At 70.1% G+C, this 16,993-nt stretch carries 12 protein-coding genes; all 12 read left to right on the top strand.

The window, feature by feature from the left end; all coding sequences use genetic code 11:
- Positions 1 to 192 precede the first annotated feature (192 nt).
- The 12 genes from KUM38_RS03670 (at position 193) to KUM38_RS03725 (ending at position 16,918) form a co-directional block, all read left to right on the top strand.
- Positions 193 to 2,817: a valine--tRNA ligase gene (locus KUM38_RS03670; RefSeq protein WP_217127787.1), complete on the top strand. Its 2,625-nt coding sequence runs from the start codon at positions 193 to 195 to the stop codon at positions 2,815 to 2,817.
- A gap of 139 nt (positions 2,818 to 2,956) precedes the next feature.
- Positions 2,957 to 4,006, top strand: coding sequence for an acyltransferase (locus KUM38_RS03675; protein WP_217127788.1), 1,050 nt, complete (start codon positions 2,957 to 2,959; stop codon positions 4,004 to 4,006).
- A gap of 55 nt (positions 4,007 to 4,061) precedes the next feature.
- Complete coding sequence (locus KUM38_RS03680; protein WP_217127789.1) at positions 4,062 to 5,582, top strand: folylpolyglutamate synthase/dihydrofolate synthase family protein; 1,521 nt, start codon at positions 4,062 to 4,064, stop codon at positions 5,580 to 5,582.
- 6 nt (positions 5,583 to 5,588) lie between these two features.
- The gene (locus KUM38_RS03685) at positions 5,589 to 5,939 is read left to right on the top strand and encodes a DUF4233 domain-containing protein (protein ID WP_217127790.1); all 351 of its coding nucleotides are present in this window, start codon (positions 5,589 to 5,591) and stop codon (positions 5,937 to 5,939) included.
- Positions 5,940 to 6,004: 65 nt separating this feature from the next.
- Positions 6,005 to 6,418, top strand: coding sequence for a nucleoside-diphosphate kinase (ndk, locus tag KUM38_RS03690; RefSeq protein ID WP_217127791.1), 414 nt, complete (start codon positions 6,005 to 6,007; stop codon positions 6,416 to 6,418).
- A 329-nt stretch (positions 6,419 to 6,747) separates the two neighbouring features.
- Positions 6,748 to 7,767, top strand: a complete 1,020-nt coding sequence (locus tag KUM38_RS03695; RefSeq protein ID WP_006133575.1) for a rod shape-determining protein — start codon at positions 6,748 to 6,750, stop codon at positions 7,765 to 7,767.
- A gap of 185 nt (positions 7,768 to 7,952) precedes the next feature.
- A complete protein-coding gene (gene mreC, locus KUM38_RS03700; RefSeq protein WP_217127792.1) occupies positions 7,953 to 8,894 on the top strand; it encodes a rod shape-determining protein MreC in 942 nt (313 codons plus the stop codon).
- A 13-nt stretch (positions 8,895 to 8,907) separates the two neighbouring features.
- Entirely contained in the window at positions 8,908 to 9,576 is a 669-nt protein-coding gene (mreD, locus tag KUM38_RS03705) for a rod shape-determining protein MreD (RefSeq protein WP_217127793.1), read from the top strand.
- 114 nt (positions 9,577 to 9,690) lie between these two features.
- On the top strand, positions 9,691 to 12,036 hold the full coding sequence (gene mrdA, locus KUM38_RS03710; RefSeq protein ID WP_217127794.1) for a penicillin-binding protein 2: 2,346 nt from the start codon (positions 9,691 to 9,693) through the stop codon (positions 12,034 to 12,036).
- Positions 12,033 to 13,232, top strand: coding sequence for a rod shape-determining protein RodA (gene rodA, locus KUM38_RS03715; RefSeq protein WP_217127795.1), 1,200 nt, complete (start codon positions 12,033 to 12,035; stop codon positions 13,230 to 13,232). Before mrdA ends, rodA begins: the two co-directional genes overlap by 4 nt.
- Positions 13,233 to 13,317: 85 nt before the next feature.
- Positions 13,318 to 14,889 (top strand): CYTH and CHAD domain-containing protein, encoded by a 1,572-nt coding sequence (locus KUM38_RS03720; protein ID WP_217127796.1) that lies wholly within the window; start codon positions 13,318 to 13,320, stop codon positions 14,887 to 14,889.
- Positions 14,890 to 14,953: 64 nt separating this feature from the next.
- Complete coding sequence (locus tag KUM38_RS03725) at positions 14,954 to 16,918, top strand: TIGR03960 family B12-binding radical SAM protein (protein ID WP_217127797.1); 1,965 nt, start codon at positions 14,954 to 14,956, stop codon at positions 16,916 to 16,918.
- Positions 16,919 to 16,993 lie beyond the last annotated feature (75 nt).

Below are 16,993 nucleotides of genomic sequence, written 5' to 3' on the forward strand. Positions count from 1 at the left end.
CCCGGGCTGCTGGGGCTGCTGCCCGCCGTACGGGCCCGGCTGGTTGTAGCTCATTACGGGGTTCCCCCTCCAGATGCTTATGCGTTGCTGACATCCTGACTCAGGAGTGACGCGTTCAGGCCAGCGGGGGTCGCACCGTTACAGAGGAAACGCGTTTCGGGACAGGCCCGTGACGCCTCTAAACTGAGCCCCGTGACCGAGAACGCTCAGCAGGAGCCACCAGCGCCCACGACCGAACTGCCGACCCAGTACGCGCCGGCCGATGTAGAGGGGCCGCTGTACGAGCGCTGGGTGGAGCGCGGTTACTTCGAGGCGGACGCGGGGAGCGAGAAGCCGCCGTTCACCGTCGTCATCCCGCCGCCGAACGTCACCGGCAGCCTGCACCTCGGGCACGCGTTCGAGCACACGCTCATCGACGCCCTGACGCGCCGCAAGCGCATGCAGGGCTTCGAGACGCTGTGGCAGCCCGGCATGGACCACGCCGGCATCGCCACGCAGAACGTCGTCGAGCGGGAGCTCGGCAAGGAGGGCAAGTCCCGTCACGACCTCGGCCGCGAGGCGTTCGTCGAGCGGGTCTGGCAGTGGAAGGACGAGTCCGGCGGGCAGATCTCCGGTCAGATGCGCCGTCTCGGCGACGGTGTCGCCTGGTCCCGTGAGCGCTTCACGATGGACGAGGGCCTGTCCCGGGCCGTCCAGACCATCTTCAAGCGGCTCCACGACGACGAGCTGATCTACCGCGCCGAGCGCATCATCAACTGGTGCCCGCGCTGTCTGACCGCGATCTCCGACATCGAGGTCGACTACCAGGACGACGACGGCGAGCTCGTCTCCATGAAGTACGGCGACGGGGACGACACCATCGTCGTCGCCACCACCCGCGCGGAGACCATGCTCGGTGACACGGCCGTCGCCGTTCACCCCGAGGACGAGCGCTACAAGCACCTCGTCGGCAAGCTCATCAAGCTGCCGCTGACCGACCGCTCCATCCCGGTCGTCGCCGACGAGCACGTCGACCCCGAGTTCGGCACGGGTGCCGTCAAGGTCACCCCGGCGCACGACCCGAACGACTTCGAGATCGGCCGGCGGCACGACCTGCCGTCCCTCACCGTGATGGACGAGCACGCGGTCATCACCGCCCACGGCCCCTTCCAGGGCCTGGACCGGCTCGAGGCCCGCTCCGCCATCGTCGCCGCGCTGCGCGCCGAGGGCAGGATCGTCGCCGAGAAGCGGCCGTACGTCCACTCGGTCGGCCACTGCTCGCGCTGCAAGACCACCATCGAGCCGCGGCTGTCCATGCAGTGGTGGGTCAAGGTCGGCCCGCTGGCGAAGGCGGCCGGCGACGCCGTCCGCGACGGCCGCGTCAAGATCCACCCGCAGGAGATGGAGAAGCGGTACTTCGACTGGGTCGACAACCTCCACGACTGGTGCATCTCGCGGCAGTTGTGGTGGGGCCACCGCATCCCGGTCTGGTACGGGCCGAACGGCGAGGTCGTCTGCGTCGGTCCGGACGACGAGGCCCCGACCGGTGAGGGCTGGCACCAGGACACCGACGTCCTCGACACCTGGTTCTCGTCGGGCCTGTGGCCGTTCTCCACGCTCGGCTGGCCCGAGCAGACGGAATCGCTCGCGAAGTTCTACCCGAACTCCGTCATGGTCACCGGCTACGACCTCCTCTTCTTCTGGATCGCCCGGATGATGATGTTCGGCCTGTACGCGATGGACGGCACCCCGCCGTTCCACACCATCGCCCTGCACGGCATGGTCCGCGACCAGTTCGGCAAGAAGATGTCGAAGTCCTTCGGCAACGTGATCAACCCGCTGGACTGGATGGACAAGTACGGCAGCGACGCGCTGAGGTTCACGCTCGCCCGTGGCGCCAACCCCGGTGTCGACGTGCCGATCGGCGAGGACTGGGTCCAGGGCTCGCGCAACTTCGCCAACAAGATCTGGAACGCCACGCGCTTCGCGCTGATGAACGGCGCGACGGTCGAGGGCCCGCTGCCGGACGCGTCGAAGATGTCGCCGACCGACCGCTGGATCCTGTCCCGGCTGAACTCGGTCGTCGCCGAAGTCGACGCGTACTACGACGACTTCCAGTTCGCCAAGCTGTCGGACGCGCTGTTCCACTTCGCGTGGGACGAGGTCTTCGACTGGTACGTCGAGCTGTCCAAGACCACCTTCCAGGCGGGCGGGGAGCCGGCCGAGGTCAGCAAGCGGGTCCTCGGTGAGGTCCTCGACGTCACGCTCAGGCTCCTCCACCCGGTCGTCCCGTTCGTCACCGAGACGCTGTGGACGACGCTGACGGGGGGCGAGTCGGTCGTCATCGCGGACTGGCCGCAGGACAGTGGCTTCCGGGACGCCGACGCCGAGCGGGAGATCGGGACGCTCCAGTCGGTGATCACCGAGGTCCGCCGTTTCCGTGCCGACCAGGGGCTCCAGCCGGGCCAGCGGGTTCCGGCCCGTCTGACGCTCGCCGGGACGGCGCTCGCCGCGCACGAGCCGGCGATCCGCCAGCTGCTGCGCCTCCAGCCGGAGGGGGAGTCCTTCGCGGCCACGGCGACCCTGCCGGTCGCGGGCGTGGAGGTCGCGCTGGACCTGTCCGGTGTGATCGACGTGGCCGCGGAGCGGAAGCGCCTGGCCAAGGACCTCGCCGCCGCCGAGAAGGAGAAGTCCCAGGCGACGGCGAAGCTCGGCAACGAGGCGTTCCTGGCGAAGGCCCCGGACCATGTGGTCGACAAGATCCGCACCCGCCTGACCAAGGCGGAGGAGGACATCACCCGGATCCAGTCCCAGCTGGACCGTCTGCCCGGCGCCTGACGGAAGGCCCGGACCAGTCACGGCCCCCGACCGCTCCGGTCGGGGGCCGTTCACGTCGTGGTGGGTGTCGTGTAACCCGCCCGGGGGAACCTGCGGCTTTGCCCATCGCCAGGCCCACGCCGTCAGGAGCACCCCCACGATGCCCCGCACCGCGACCCCCACTGCCGCACCACCCGCCGCACGCACCGCGCAGGGCAGACCCGGCCGGGACCGGCGGTACGACATCGACCTCCTGCGCGTCGTCTGCACCGCCGCCGTCGTGCTGGTGCACGCCTCCGCCGAGTTCTTCGACGCGGGCCACCGTACGGCCGGTGTCCTCGGTGACTCGGCCGGCCGGTTCGCCGTGCCCGCGTTCTTCGCGATGGCCGGCTGGGCCGCCCTCGTCGCCTCGCCGGTACGCGACGACGCCCAGCTCCTCACCCGGCTCGGACGGATCCTGCGTCCGATGGCGGTGTGGACGGCGGTCTACCTCCTCTGGCAGTACGTGTCCGGGCGGCCCTCGAACGGCGGCTTCGACGAGGCGGTACAGGCTCTGTTCGGCTCCGTGGAGGCCGCCTTCCACCTCTGGTACCTCTACATCTACGTACCGCTCCTCCTGCTCCTCGGCGTCGCCGTGCTCGTCCTCCAGCGGCGCGCCGCGCCCCGCCGGTCGCTGCTGCTGCTCACCGCGTTCGCCGTCGCACCGGCGCTCGTCGGGGACGCGCGGACCCTCACCGGACTGCCGCTGCCCGCCTGGGACTGGAGCGTGTCGCTGTACTCACTGGGTTACGCGCTGGCGGGCGCCGCCCTGCTCGCCGCCCGGCGGCGCGGCCCGCGCCCGCTGTGGCTCGCGGGCGCCGCGGTGGCGCTCGTCGCCCTCACCCTGTACCAGTTCACCGTGCGGCACCCCGCCGCGTACGGGAGCGTCGCGGTGGCCGCGCTGACCTTCGCCGTGCTCGGCGCGGTGGGCGGGGTGCGGGTGCCGGAGAGGGCGCGGGCGGTGCTGGTGCGGCTGTCGGACGCGTCGTTCGGGTCGTACCTGGTGCATCTGCTGTTCGTGATGCTGCTGGTCGGGCCCGTCGCGGAGAGGGTGCCGCACGGGTTCGCGGCACCCGTGGCACTTGCCGTGACGGCGGTGGCCGCCGCCGTGCTGTCCTTCGCCGCGAGCGTCCTGTGGGGCCGGCTGGGACTGCGGCGATGGCTCGGCTGACGCGGGACTCCGGGCCAGCCGGGCGCCGCCCGGGCCGCTCCGTAGACTGGGTACCGTGAGCGAGCGCCCAGAATCAGCAGGTCCTGACCCGGACGACACCTTCGACGAGTTCACGGAGCTCGTCGAGGAGGAGACCCGCCGTGACCCCGACCTCGCGGTGATCGAGGCCGGCAGCCGCACCCTGCGCACCCAGGGCGGCCCGCCCCAGGCGGACGTGCCCGCCCGCCCCGAGGACCCCGAGGTCGACAAGGCCCTGCGCGAGGTCGAGGCGGAGCTCGCCACCCGCTGGGGCGAGACCAAGCTCGAGCCCTCGGTCGCCCGCATCGCCGAGCTGATGGACGTCCTGGGCGAGCCCCAGCGCTCGTACCCCTCGATCCACATCACCGGCACCAACGGCAAGACCTCCACCGCCCGCATGATCGAGGCCCTGCTCGGCGCCTTCGAGCTGCGCACCGGCCGCTACACCTCCCCGCACGTCCAGTCGATCACCGAGCGGATCAGCCTCGACGGGGCGCCGGTCTCCGCCGAGCGGTTCATCGAGACGTACCGGGACATCAAGCCGTACGTCGAGATGGTCGACGCCCGGCAGGAGTACCGGCTGTCCTTCTTCGAGGTGCTCACCGGCATGGCGTACGCCGCCTTCGCCGACGCGCCCGTGGACGTGGCGGTCGTCGAGGTCGGCATGGGCGGCAGCTGGGACGCGACGAACGTGATCGACGCGGGCGTCGCCGTGGTGACGCCCATCGACCTCGACCACACCGACCGGCTCGGCACCACGCCCGCCGAGATCGCCACCGAGAAGGCCGGCATCGTCAAGCGGGACGCGACGGTGATCATGGCGCAGCAGCCGGTGGACGCCGCGCAGGTGCTGCTGAGGAAGGCCGTCGAGGTGGACGCGACGGTGGCCCGGGAGGGCCTGGAGTTCGGGGTCGTGGCCCGGCAGGTCGCCGTCGGCGGCCAGCAGGTGACGCTGCGCGGACTCGGCGGCGAGTACGAGGAGGTGTACCTGCCGCTGCACGGCGAACACCAGGCCCACAACGCGGCCGTGGCGCTCGCCGCCGTGGAGGCGTTCTTCGGCGTCGGCGCCCAGCACGCCCGGCCGCTCGACATCGACACCGTGCGCAAGGCGTTCGCCTCCGTCGCCTCCCCGGGCCGGCTGGAGGTCGTACGGCGGTCGCCGACCGTCGTCCTGGACGCCGCCCACAACCCGGCGGGCGCGCGGGCGGCGGCCGCGGCGATCGGGGAGGCGTTCCAGTTCAGCCGGCTCATCGGCGTGGTCGGCGCGAGCGGCGACAAGAACGTGCGCGGGCTGCTGGAGGCGTTCGAGCCGGTCTTCGCCGAGGTCGTCGTCACCCAGAACTCCAGCCACCGCGCGATGGACGCCGACGAGCTGGCGGGCATCGCCGTCGAGGTGTTCGGTGAGGACCGCGTCCAGGTCGAGCCCCGGCTGCCCGACGCCCTGGAGGCCGCGATCACGCTGGCCGAGGAGGAGGGCGAGTTCGCGGGCGGCGGTGTGCTCGTCACCGGTTCCGTCATCACCGTCGGCGAGGCCCGACTGCTCCTGGGGAGGGGCTGAGATCCCGTGCGTACGCTCTGCGCTTCGACCCTGATCGGCGAGTTCTTCATCATCGGTTTCGCCGGACTGGTCGCGATGAAGGACCAGGACCTGTCCACCGGCACGGTGTGGACGGTCTGCGGCATCGCGATGTTCCTGTGCGTGGCCCTGTGCGGGGTGATCACGCGGCCCGGTGGGGTGGCCCTCGGCTGGGTGCTGCAGATCGCCCTGATCGCCTCGGGTGTCTTCGTCCCGACGATGTTCTTCATGGGCGCGCTCTTCGCGCTGCTGTGGTGGGCGTCGGTGCACTTCGGTCGAAAGGTGGACGAAGCGAAGGCCCGTTTCGCCGCTCAGGCGGGCCGGCCTGACGCTGCGTGACAGATGTCCCGACACGCCCGGTAATCTCGTCTCCCCGCACCACTTCACGCACAAGGAGCTCCGTCGTGACCCAGCGCACCCTCGTCCTCCTCAAGCCCGACGCCGTACGTCGTGGCCTGACCGGCGAGATCATCAGCCGTATCGAGCGCAAGGCGGGCTGGCAGATCACCGCGCTGGAGCTGCGCACCCTGGACCAGGACACGCTGGAGCAGCACTACGGCGAGCACAAGGGCAAGCCGTTCTACGAGCCGCTGGTGGAGTTCATGGCCTCCGGCCCGGTCGTGGCGATGATCGTCGAGGGTGAGCGGATCATCGAGGGGGTGCGCCAACTGGCCGGTCCCACCGACCCGATCGCCGCCGCGCCGGGTTCGATCCGCGGCGACTTCGGTGTCATCGTCCGGGAGAACCTGATCCACGCCTCCGACTCCGAGGAGTCCGCCGAGCGCGAGGTGAAGATCTTCTTCCCGGGGCGTGCGTAACCCGCGCACTCGGACGTGCGCGGACCTCGCGCATAACGATCACATCGCGGCCGCATCCAGTGTGTTTGGACGCCTGTCGGACGGTCTGGGGGCTTTGCCCCCGGACCTTTTTTGGCATATGCGCGGCGTTCGGGGGAACGGATGCCCCCGATGGACCGTCTCCACAAGCAGGGGAAGACGCCATCTGATGACAATGGCGAAGACCCTCGCACGGTGTTCGCGAAGGCGCGTCTACGATGGAAGCCTTCACGTCACCGCACCCACTTCGCCGACCTGAAAAGCTCTCAAGAGCTCGTGGGAAGGCCAGTCGAATCCTGATGGGGAACTCAATGTCGTTCATCGGCCGTGACATGGCTGTCGACCTCGGGACCGCCAACACGCTGGTGTACGTCAGGGGTCGTGGGATCGTACTCAACGAGCCGTCCGTCGTCGCGATCAACACCAACACCGGTGGCATCCTCGCGGTCGGCGCCGAAGCGAAGAAGATGATCGGGCGCACGCCCGGCAACATCGTTGCCGTGCGTCCGCTGAAGGACGGCGTCATCGCCGACTTCGAGATCACCGAGCGGATGCTCCGCTACTTCATCCTGAAGATCCACAAGCGGCGGTATCTGGCTCGTCCGCGGGTCGTCGTCTGTGTGCCCTCGGGCATCACCGGCGTCGAGCGCCGCGCCGTCATCGAGGCGTCGTCGCAGGCCGGCGCCCGCCAGGTGCACATCATCGAGGAGCCCATGGCCGCCGCCATCGGCTCCGGGCTGCCGGTCCACGAGGCCACCGGCAACATGGTGGTGGACATCGGCGGCGGCACCACGGAGGTCGCGGTCATCTCCCTCGGCGGCATCGTCACCGCCCAGTCCATCCGCGTCGCGGGCGACGAGTTGGACAACGCGATCATCCAGCACATCAAGAAGGAGTACTCCCTCCTGCTGGGCGAGCGGACGGCCGAACAGATCAAGATCACGATCGGTTCGGCGTACGACCTGGACACCGACGAGCACACCGAGATCCGTGGCCGGGACCTCGTCTCCGGACTGCCGAAGACCGTGGTGATCTCCGCCGCCGAAGTGCGCAAGGCGATCGAGGAGCCGGTCAACGCCATCGTGGACGCCGTCAAGACGACCCTCGACAAGTGCCCGCCGGAGCTGTCCGGCGACATCATGGACCGGGGAATCGTTCTGACCGGCGGCGGAGCGCTGCTGCGCGGCCTCGACGAGCGGCTGCGCCGGGAGACGGGCATGCCCATCCACATCGCCGAGGACCCGCTGGACAGCGTGGCGCTCGGTTCCGGCAAGTGCGTCGAGGAGTTCGAGGCGCTTCAGCAGGTGCTCGACGCCCAACCGCGCAGATGACGCGACTCTTCGATTCCGCCGTACGGGACGACCTTCTTCCGTACGGCGGATCGTTGATATAGAGGCATGAACTCCCCCATAACGCCTCGAAATGCCTTTGACGCATCTTCAATACACTTTCCCTACACCTGAACAGACCCCCCACCTCATACCCGTTCTCGACGAGGAAGGCACGGCCGCCGCACGTGAGGGACACACGAGAGAGCCGGCTGCTCCTGGTGCTGCTGATCGCCATCGCGTTCGCACTGATCACGGTGGACATCCGCGGCGGGGAGGATTCACCGGTCGACGGTGCCCGGCAGGCCGCGGCGACCGTCTTCGGCCCGATCGAGAACGGCGTGTCCGGCGCGGTCGACCCGATCGGCAACGCCGTCTCCGCCGTCCGCGAGTCCGGCGACCGGCACGACCGGCTCGCCGAACTGGAGCGGGAGAACGCCGCGCTCAAGGCCGAACTCGGCAGCGACGACCGCAGCCGCAGCCGCCTCAGGCAGCTCGACAAGCTGCTGAAGGTCTCCGGCCAGGGCCAGTACGGCATCAAGGGCGCCCAGGTCATCGCCATAGGAGCGGCCCAGGGCTTCTCCTGGACCATCACCATCGACGCCGGCGCCGACGACGGCATCGAGCGCGACATGACCGTCCTCAACGGCGACGGACTCGTCGGCCGCGTCACCACCGTCGGCCCCAGCACCGCCACCGTGCTGCTCGCCACCGACCCCGACTTCACCGTCGGCACCCGCATGGAGGCCACCGACGAACTCGGCTTCGCCTCCGGCCAGGGCGACCGCCCGCTGCGCGTCGAACTCCTCAACGGCAAGGCCGAGATCAAGAAGGGCGACCGCCTGGTCACCTTCGGCTCGCAGGCCGACAAGCCGTTCGTGCCCGGCGTTCCCGTCGGCGTCGTCTCCCGCGTCGACCCCTCCGGCGGCGACCTCACCCGCACCCTCTCCGTCACGCCGTTCGTCAGCTTCAGCAAGCTCGACGTCGTCGGCGTCGTCGTCCAGGCCCCCGAGAAGGACCCGCGCGACACGGTGCTGCCCGAGAAGTCCGAGCCGAAGCCCACCCCGACCGTGACGGTGACCGTCACCCCCTCCGCCCCTGCCGACGGCCTGAACCAGCAAGAGCAGTAGGAGCTGTCACCCCATGCGCGTCAACCGGATCCTGCTCTCCAGCTCGCTGATCGTCGTCGCCCTGGTGATCCAGGTGAGCGTCCTCGCCCGGCTCCACCTCCCGGGCGCCGTCCCGGACCTGCTGCTGCTCACCGTCCTCGGCCTCGCCCTGGTCTACGGCCATGTCAGCGGCGCCCTCATCGGCTTCGCCGCCGGACTCCTCGCCGACCTCGCCCCTCCCGCCGACCACGCCGCCGGGCGCTACGCCCTCGTGCTGTGCGTCATCGGCTACCTCGCCGGACTGGTCAAACCCGAGAGCGGCCAGGTGAAGTCGGCGACCGGCCCGATGGTCGTGGTCGTCGCCGCAGCCGTCGGCTCCACCCTGCTCTACGCCGGTGTCGGCGCCCTCGTCGGCGACACCGCCGCCCGCCATGTCGGCCTGGGCGGACTGCTGTTCACCGCCGCCCTGTACGACCTGCTGCTCGCGCCGTTCGTCGTCCCCGGCGTCATGGCCCTGGCCCGGCGCGCCGAGAACGACCCGCTCGCCGAGACCAACCCCGCCAAGTCCGGCGACATCGCCTCCGGCTGGCTCTCCGGCGGCACCGGACTGCGCATCGGCGGGCAGCGGGGCGGACTGCGGGTCAAGGCGGCCCGCGCCCGGGTGGCCCGTGCCGGACGCATCAAGGGGGTCAAGCGCCTGTGACCTCGCACAACTTCACCGGAACGAGTGAACGGCGACGGAACGCGGGCACACGGCCCGGCCGTTCATCACTCGTACCCGCACACGCGTACGCGCTCTGAGAGAGGAGGAAGCCGCGTGACCAACATCCCGGAGACCGGTCGCAGCCCGCGGGTCCAGATCCGGCTCGTCGTCATCCAGGTCCTCGTCATCTCCCTCCTCGGCACCCTCGGCGGGCGCCTGTGGTACCTCCAGATCCGCGAGGGCGACCAGTACGCCAAGGAGGCCTCCGGCAACCACGTCCAGCAGGTCGTCCAGCCCGCCGTCCGCGGCTCCATCCTGGACGCGCGCGGAGTCCCCCTCGCCGACAACGAGACCCGCCTGGTCGTCTCCGCCTCCCGCACCGACCTGCTGAAGATGAAGGACGACGGCAAGGCGGTCCTCACCAAACTCGCCGGCGTCCTCGGCATGGACGCCGAGGAGGTCCTCCAGAAGGTCCGCCTCTGCGACGCCGAGACCCCCCAGCCCTGCTGGAACGGCTCGCCGTACCAGCCCATCCCCATCACCGACGAGGCCACCGCCAAACAGGCCCTGCAGATCCGCGAGCGCGCCGAGGACTTCCCCGGCATCACCGCCGAGCCGCAGGCCCTGCGCCGCTACCCGAGCCCCGGCAAGGCCAACACCGCCCAGGTCCTCGGCTACCTCTCGCCCGTCACCGACGAGGAGATCACGAAGGCCCAGGACACCAGCTCGCCCTACCTGCGCTCCGACATGGTCGGCCGCTCCGGCCTGGAGCGCCAGTACGACAAGCAGCTGCGCGGCAAGGCCGGCGTCACCCGCTACGAGGTCGACAACCTCGGCCGTGTCATCGGCGAGGCCGAGTCCGACCCCGCCCGGCCCGGCGCCAACCTCGTCACCAGCATCGACGCCCGCGTCCAGCGCATCGCCGAGTACGAGCTGAACGAGGCGATGAAGGACGCCCGCAAGGTGGTCGACCGCAACACCAACCGCAACTACGAGGCCGACTCCGGCGCCGTCGTCGTCATGGAGGCCAAGACCGGCCGCGTCGTCGCCATGGCCTCCAACCCCACCTACGACCCCAACGCCTGGGTCGGCGGCATCTCCGCCAAGGACTACGCCGACCTCACCGGCAAGAAGTCCAACTACCCACTGCTCAACCGCGCCATCCAGGGCCAGTCGGCACCCGGCTCCATTTTCAAGGTCATCCCCACGGCCGCCGCGATCAACGCCGGCTACTCCTTCGAAGGCCCCTACAACTGCTCCAGCTCGTACTCCATCGGCGGACAGGTCTTCAAGAACTTCGAGTCCCAGAACCACGGCCCGATCAGCCTCGGCCGCGCCCTGGAGGTGTCCTGCGACACCGTCTTCTACGCCCTCTCCCACGAGGAATGGAAGCGCGACGGCGGCAACAAGCCGAAGAAGAACGCCGACGACTGGTTCTACAAGACCGCCCACCAGTTCGGCCTCGGCGAGGAGACCGGCATCGACCTGCCCAACGAGGTCACCGGCCGCGTCCCCGACCGCCAGTGGAAGCTGGACTACTGGGAGGCCAACAAGGACGCCTGGTGCAAGTACGGGAAGAAGGACGGCAGCTACGCCGAGAAGATCGCCTACGAGAACTGCCTCGAAGGCAACCGGCTGCGCGCGGGTGACTCCGTCAACTACTCCATCGGCCAGGGCGACACGCTCGTCACCCCCATCCAGATGGCCACCATCTACGCGGCCATCTCCAACGGCGGCACCCTCTACGACCCCACCGTCGGCAAGGCCGTCATCAGCCCCGACGGCAAGACGGTCACGGAGATCGAGCCCCAGTCGCACGGCAAGCTGCCGATGACGAAGAAGACGCTCAGCCAGATAGACGAAGCCCTCGAAGGAGTCGCCACCCGCGGTACGGCCGCGTGGCGATTCGGGGGCTGGCCACAGGACGAGATCCCGATGCACGCCAAGACCGGCACCGCCGAGGTCTACGGCAAGCAGACCACCTCGTGGTTCGCCACGTACACCAAGGACTACTCGATCGTCATGACGATCTCCCAGGGCGGTACGGGCTCCGGCGCCTCGGGCCCCGCCGTGCGCAACATCTACAACGCCCTGTACGGCGTCTCCGAGGACGGTGAGATCGACAAGAAGAAGGCGCTGCTGTCCGCGCCGCAGAAGAACCTCCCCAAGGTCCGCACGGACGGCACCATCACGTCCCCGAAGATCTCCAAGGACCCCGCCAAGGACCGGGCGACCCCCTCGCCCGACGCACAGGCCACCACCCCGCAGGGCGACCCGGCCGACCCGCAGCAGGCCGGCACGGTCCCCTCACCGGAGAACACCAACCGGGACACCCGCCGCCGCGAGCGACGACGGGGCGGCGGACCACGACGCGGCGAACCACGACGCGGCGACGGACACCCCCGCTGCCGCGCACGCCACCGGCGCGGCCGTACCGGAACACGGAGGACGGCGTCATGACCGGCGTCAACAGCTTCCAGGTCTCCGGGTACGGACCGGAGCGGGCCGGCTGGACACGGGTCTTCGCCCGCGACTCCCTGGCCCGCCGCCTCGACTGGCCGATACTGTTCTCGGCGCTCGCCCTGTCCCTGCTGGGCTCACTCCTGGTCTACTCGGCCACCCGCAACCGCACCGAACTCAACCAGGGCGACCCCTACTACTTCCTCGTCCGGCACTGGCTCAACACCGGCATCGGACTGGCCCTGATGATCGGCGCCCTCTGGCTCGGCCACCGCACCCTGCGCACGGCCGTGCCCCTGCTGTACGGCGCCTCGGTCTTCCTGATCCTGCTGGTGCTCACCCCGCTGGGCTCCACCATCAACGGCGCCCACTCCTGGATCAAGCTCCCCGGCGGCTTCTCCCTCCAGCCCTCCGAGTTCGTGAAGGTCACGATCATCCTGGGCATGGCGATGCTGCTCGCCGCCCGCGTCGACGCGGGCGACAAGCCGTATCCCGATCACCGTACGGTCCTCCAGGCCCTCGGCCTGGCCGTCGTCCCCATGCTGATCGTGATGCTCATGCCCGACCTCGGGTCGGTCATGGTCATGGTCGTCATCGTGCTCGGCGTGCTGCTCGCCTCCGGCGCCTCCAACCGCTGGATCTTCGGCCTGCTCGGCGCCGGAGCGGCCGGCGCCGTCACCGTCTGGCAGCTCGGCATCCTCGACGAGTACCAGATCAACCGCTTCGCCGCCTTCGCCAACCCCGAGCTCGACCCCGCCGGCGTCGGCTACAACACCAACCAGGCACGCATCGCCATCGGCTCCGGCGGACTGACCGGCTCCGGCCTCTTCCACGGCTCCCAGACCACCGGCCAGTTCGTGCCCGAACAGCAGACCGACTTCGTCTTCACCGTCGCCGGCGAGGAACTCGGCTTCGTCGGCGGCGCACTGATCATCGGCCTGCTCGGCATCATCCTCTGGCGCGCCTGCCGCATCGCCCGCGACACCACCGACCTGTACGGCACGATCGTCGCCGCCGGCATCGTCGCCTGGTTCGCCTTCCAGGCCTTCGAGAACATCGGCATGACCCTCGGCATCATGCCCGTCACCGGCCTTCCCCTGCCGTTCGTCTCCTACGGCGGCTCCTCCATGTTCGCCGTATGGCTGGCCGTGGGCCTGCTGCAGTCCATCCGGATACAACGGCCGCTGTCCGCGTGAACCGTCGGGGACGCGAAGCGGCGGAACCCACTGCCGCTCCGCGCCCCGACGACTAGATTCGCCTCACGGCGGATAGACGCATCTCATGGCGGACACCAAGCGCGAGATCGAGCGAAAGTACGAATCCGACGACGGCGGGCTGCCCGACCTGACCCGCGTCCCCGGCGTGGCGACCGTCCTCGACAAGGGCGTCACCCACCTCGACGCCACCTACCACGACACCGCCGACGAACGCCTCGCCGCGTCCTTGGTCACCCTGCGCCGCCGCACCGGCGGCTCCGACGCCGGCTGGCACCTGAAGTTCCCCGTCGCCCCCGGAGTGCGCGACGAGATCCGCGCCCCGCTCTCCGACACCCTCCCGGACGAGCTCGCCGCCCTCGTCCGCTCCCGCGTCCGCGACCACGCACTGCTGCCCGTCGTCCGACTGCGCTCCGACCGCGACGTACGCCACCTGGTCGACGCCGACGGCCGACTGCTCGCCGAGGTCAGCGTCGACACCGTCCACGCCGAACGCCTCACCGGCGACGGCGGCACCGCCCGGTGGACCGAGATCGAGGTCGAACTCGCCGACGACGGCGACCCCGCCTTCCTCGACAAGGTGGAGAAACGCCTGCGCAAGACCGGCGCACGCCCCTCGAAGTCCACCTCCAAACTCGCCAGGGCACTGGCCGACACGACACCGGACGGAACCACGGCCACGGCGACGACGGACACACCCGCCACGGCACCGGAGGCGGCCCCCCGGCGGAAACACAGGCCACGGGCGGCCGGGAAACCCGTCACCGCCGGCGACCACGTCCTCGCCTACGTCCGCGCCCAGCGCGACGCCCTCGTCGAGCTCGACCCCGCCGTACGCCAGGACGTCCCCGACTCCGTGCACCGCATGAGAGTCGCCACCCGCCGCCTGCGCAGCACCTTCCGCACCTTCCGCGGCGTCCTCGACCGCGAGGCGACCGACCCCGTCGGCGACGACCTGAAGTGGCTGGCCGCCGAGCTGGGCCTGGACCGCGACCAGGAGGTGCTCGCCGAACGCCTCCGGTCCGCCCTCGCCGACCTGCCCGACACCCTCGTCGCCGGCCCCGTCGGACACCGGCTCACCACCTGGGCCGAGGCCCGCCACGCCGGAGCCCACGGCCGCCTCACCGGCATCCTCGACTCCCGCCGCCACCTCACCCTCCTCGACACCCTGGACGCCCTGCTCACCGACCCGCCCCTGCGCAAGAAGGCCGCGGCCACACCGGAGAAGGCCCTCACCAAGGCCGTGCGCAAGGACCTCGACAAGCTCGCCGGCCTCGTCACCCGCGCCCTGGACCTCCCGCCCGGCACCGACCGCGACGTCGCCCTGCACGAGGCCCGCAAGAAGACCAAGCGCACCCGCTACGCCGCCGAGGCCGCCGCCCCCGCACTCGGCAGACCGGCGAACGACCTCGTCAAGGCCATGAAGTCGCTCCAGGGCCTGCTCGGCGACCACCAGGACAGCGTCATGGCCCGCCAGACCCTCCGCGAGCTCGCCGCCGTCGCCCACGCGGCGGGCGAGAGCGCCTTCACCTACGGCGTCCTCCACGCCCGCGAGGAACACCGCGCGGAACGCGCCGAGGCCGCCCTCCCCGAAGCCTGGACCTCGATCACCAAGGACCTCCGGCCCTGGACGACGTAGGGAGTACCCCTCCGGCCGCGTTACGCTGAATGGTCACCCCACTCAGCACACAAAGGTTCGCGAGATGCCTGCCGAAGCCGCCGAGTCTGTGTTCCCGCAGCTCGAAGCTCTGCTCCCGCATGTGCAGAAGCCGATCCAGTACGTCGGCGGAGAGCTCAACTCCACGGTCAAGCCGTGGGACAGCTGCGACGTCCGCTGGGCGCTCATGTACCCCGACGCCTACGAGGTCGGACTGCCCAACCAGGGCGTCATGATCCTCTACGAGGTCCTCAACGAACAGGACGGCGTCCTCGCCGAGCGCACCTACAGCGTCTGGCCGGACCTCGAGGCGCTGATGCGGGAACACCGCGTCCCGCAGTTCACCGTCGACAGCCACCGCCCGGTGAAGGCCTTCGACGTGTTCGGCCTGAGCTTCTCCACCGAGCTCGGCTACACCAACATGCTCACCGCCCTCGACCTGGCCGGCATCCCCCTGGAAGCCAAGGACCGGACGCTGGACGACCCGATCGTCATGGCCGGCGGCCACGCCGCCTTCAACCCCGAGCCGATCGCCGACTTCATCGACTGCGCGGTCATCGGCGACGGCGAGCAGGCCGTCCTGGAGGTCACGCGGATCGTCCGCGCCTGGAAGGAGGAGGGCCGCCCCGGCGGCCGCGAGGAACTCCTCTTCCGCCTGGCGAAGACCGGCGGGGTGTACGTCCCCGGCTTCTACGACGTCGAGTACCTCCCCGACGGCCGCATCGCCCGCGTCGTGCCGAACAAGTCCGGCGTCCCGTGGCGCGTCTCCAAGCACACGGTGATGGACCTCGACGAGTGGCCCTACCCCAAGCAGCCCCTCGTCCCGCTCGCCGAGACCGTCCACGAGCGCATGTCCGTGGAGATCTTCCGCGGCTGCACCCGCGGCTGCCGCTTCTGCCAGGCCGGCATGATCACCCGCCCGGTCCGGGAGCGCTCGATCACCGGCATCGGCGAGATGGTCGACAAGGGCCTGAAGGCCACGGGCTTCGAGGAGGTCGGCCTGCTCTCCCTCTCCTCCGCCGACCACTCGGAGATCGGTGACATCGCCAAGGGCCTCGCCGACCGCTACGAGGACGACAAGATCGGCCTCTCCCTCCCCTCCACCCGCGTCGACGCCTTCAACATCGACCTGGCGAACGAGCTGACCCGCAACGGCCGCCGCTCCGGCCTCACCTTCGCCCCCGAAGGCGGCTCGGAGCGCATCCGCAAGGTCATCAACAAGATGGTCTCCGAGGACGACCTCATCCGGACCGTCGCCACCGCCTACGGCAACGGCTGGCGCCAGGTGAAGCTGTACTTCATGTGCGGCCTGCCCACCGAGACCGACGACGACGTCCTCCAGATCGCCGACATGGCCACCCGCGTGATCGCCAAGGGCCGCGAGGTCTCCGGCTCCAACGACATCCGCTGCACGGTCTCCATCGGCGGCTTCGTCCCCAAGCCGCACACCCCCTTCCAGTGGGCCCCGCAGCTCTCCGCCGAGCAGACGGACGAGCGCCTGGCCAAGCTCCGCGACAAGATCCGCGGCGACAAGAAGTACGGCCGCTCGATCGGCTTCCGCTACCACGACGGCAAGCCCGGCATCGTCGAGGGCCTGCTCTCCCGCGGCGACCGCCGCATCGGCGCGGTCATCCGCGCGGTCTACGACGACGGCGGCCGCTTCGACGGCTGGCGCGAGCACTTCTCGTACGACCGCTGGATGAACTGTGCCGACAAGGCGCTGGCCCCCTTCGGCGTCGACGTCGACTGGTACACCACCCGCGAGCGCACCTACGAGGAGGTCCTCCCCTGGGACCACCTCGACTCCGGCCTCGACAAGGACTGGCTCTGGGAGGACTGGCAGGACGCCCTCGACGAGACGGAGGTCGAGGACTGCCGCTGGACCCCGTGCTTCGACTGCGGCGTGTGTCCTCAGATGGACACGAGCATCCAGATCGGCCCGACCGGCAAGAAGCTGCTGCCGCTCACGGTCAAGAACTCCGCGCCGGCACCGAGCGGTCACGCCCACTGACGTGAGCGGGGCCTCGATCGGGTGATCGAGGCCACGGAGGCGCAGGCGGCCCTGCTTCGGGCCGCCTGGTCACGG

This window comes from Streptomyces sp. AC558_RSS880 (genome assembly GCF_019049255.1).
Classification (GTDB): Bacteria; Actinomycetota; Actinomycetes; order Streptomycetales; family Streptomycetaceae; genus Streptomyces.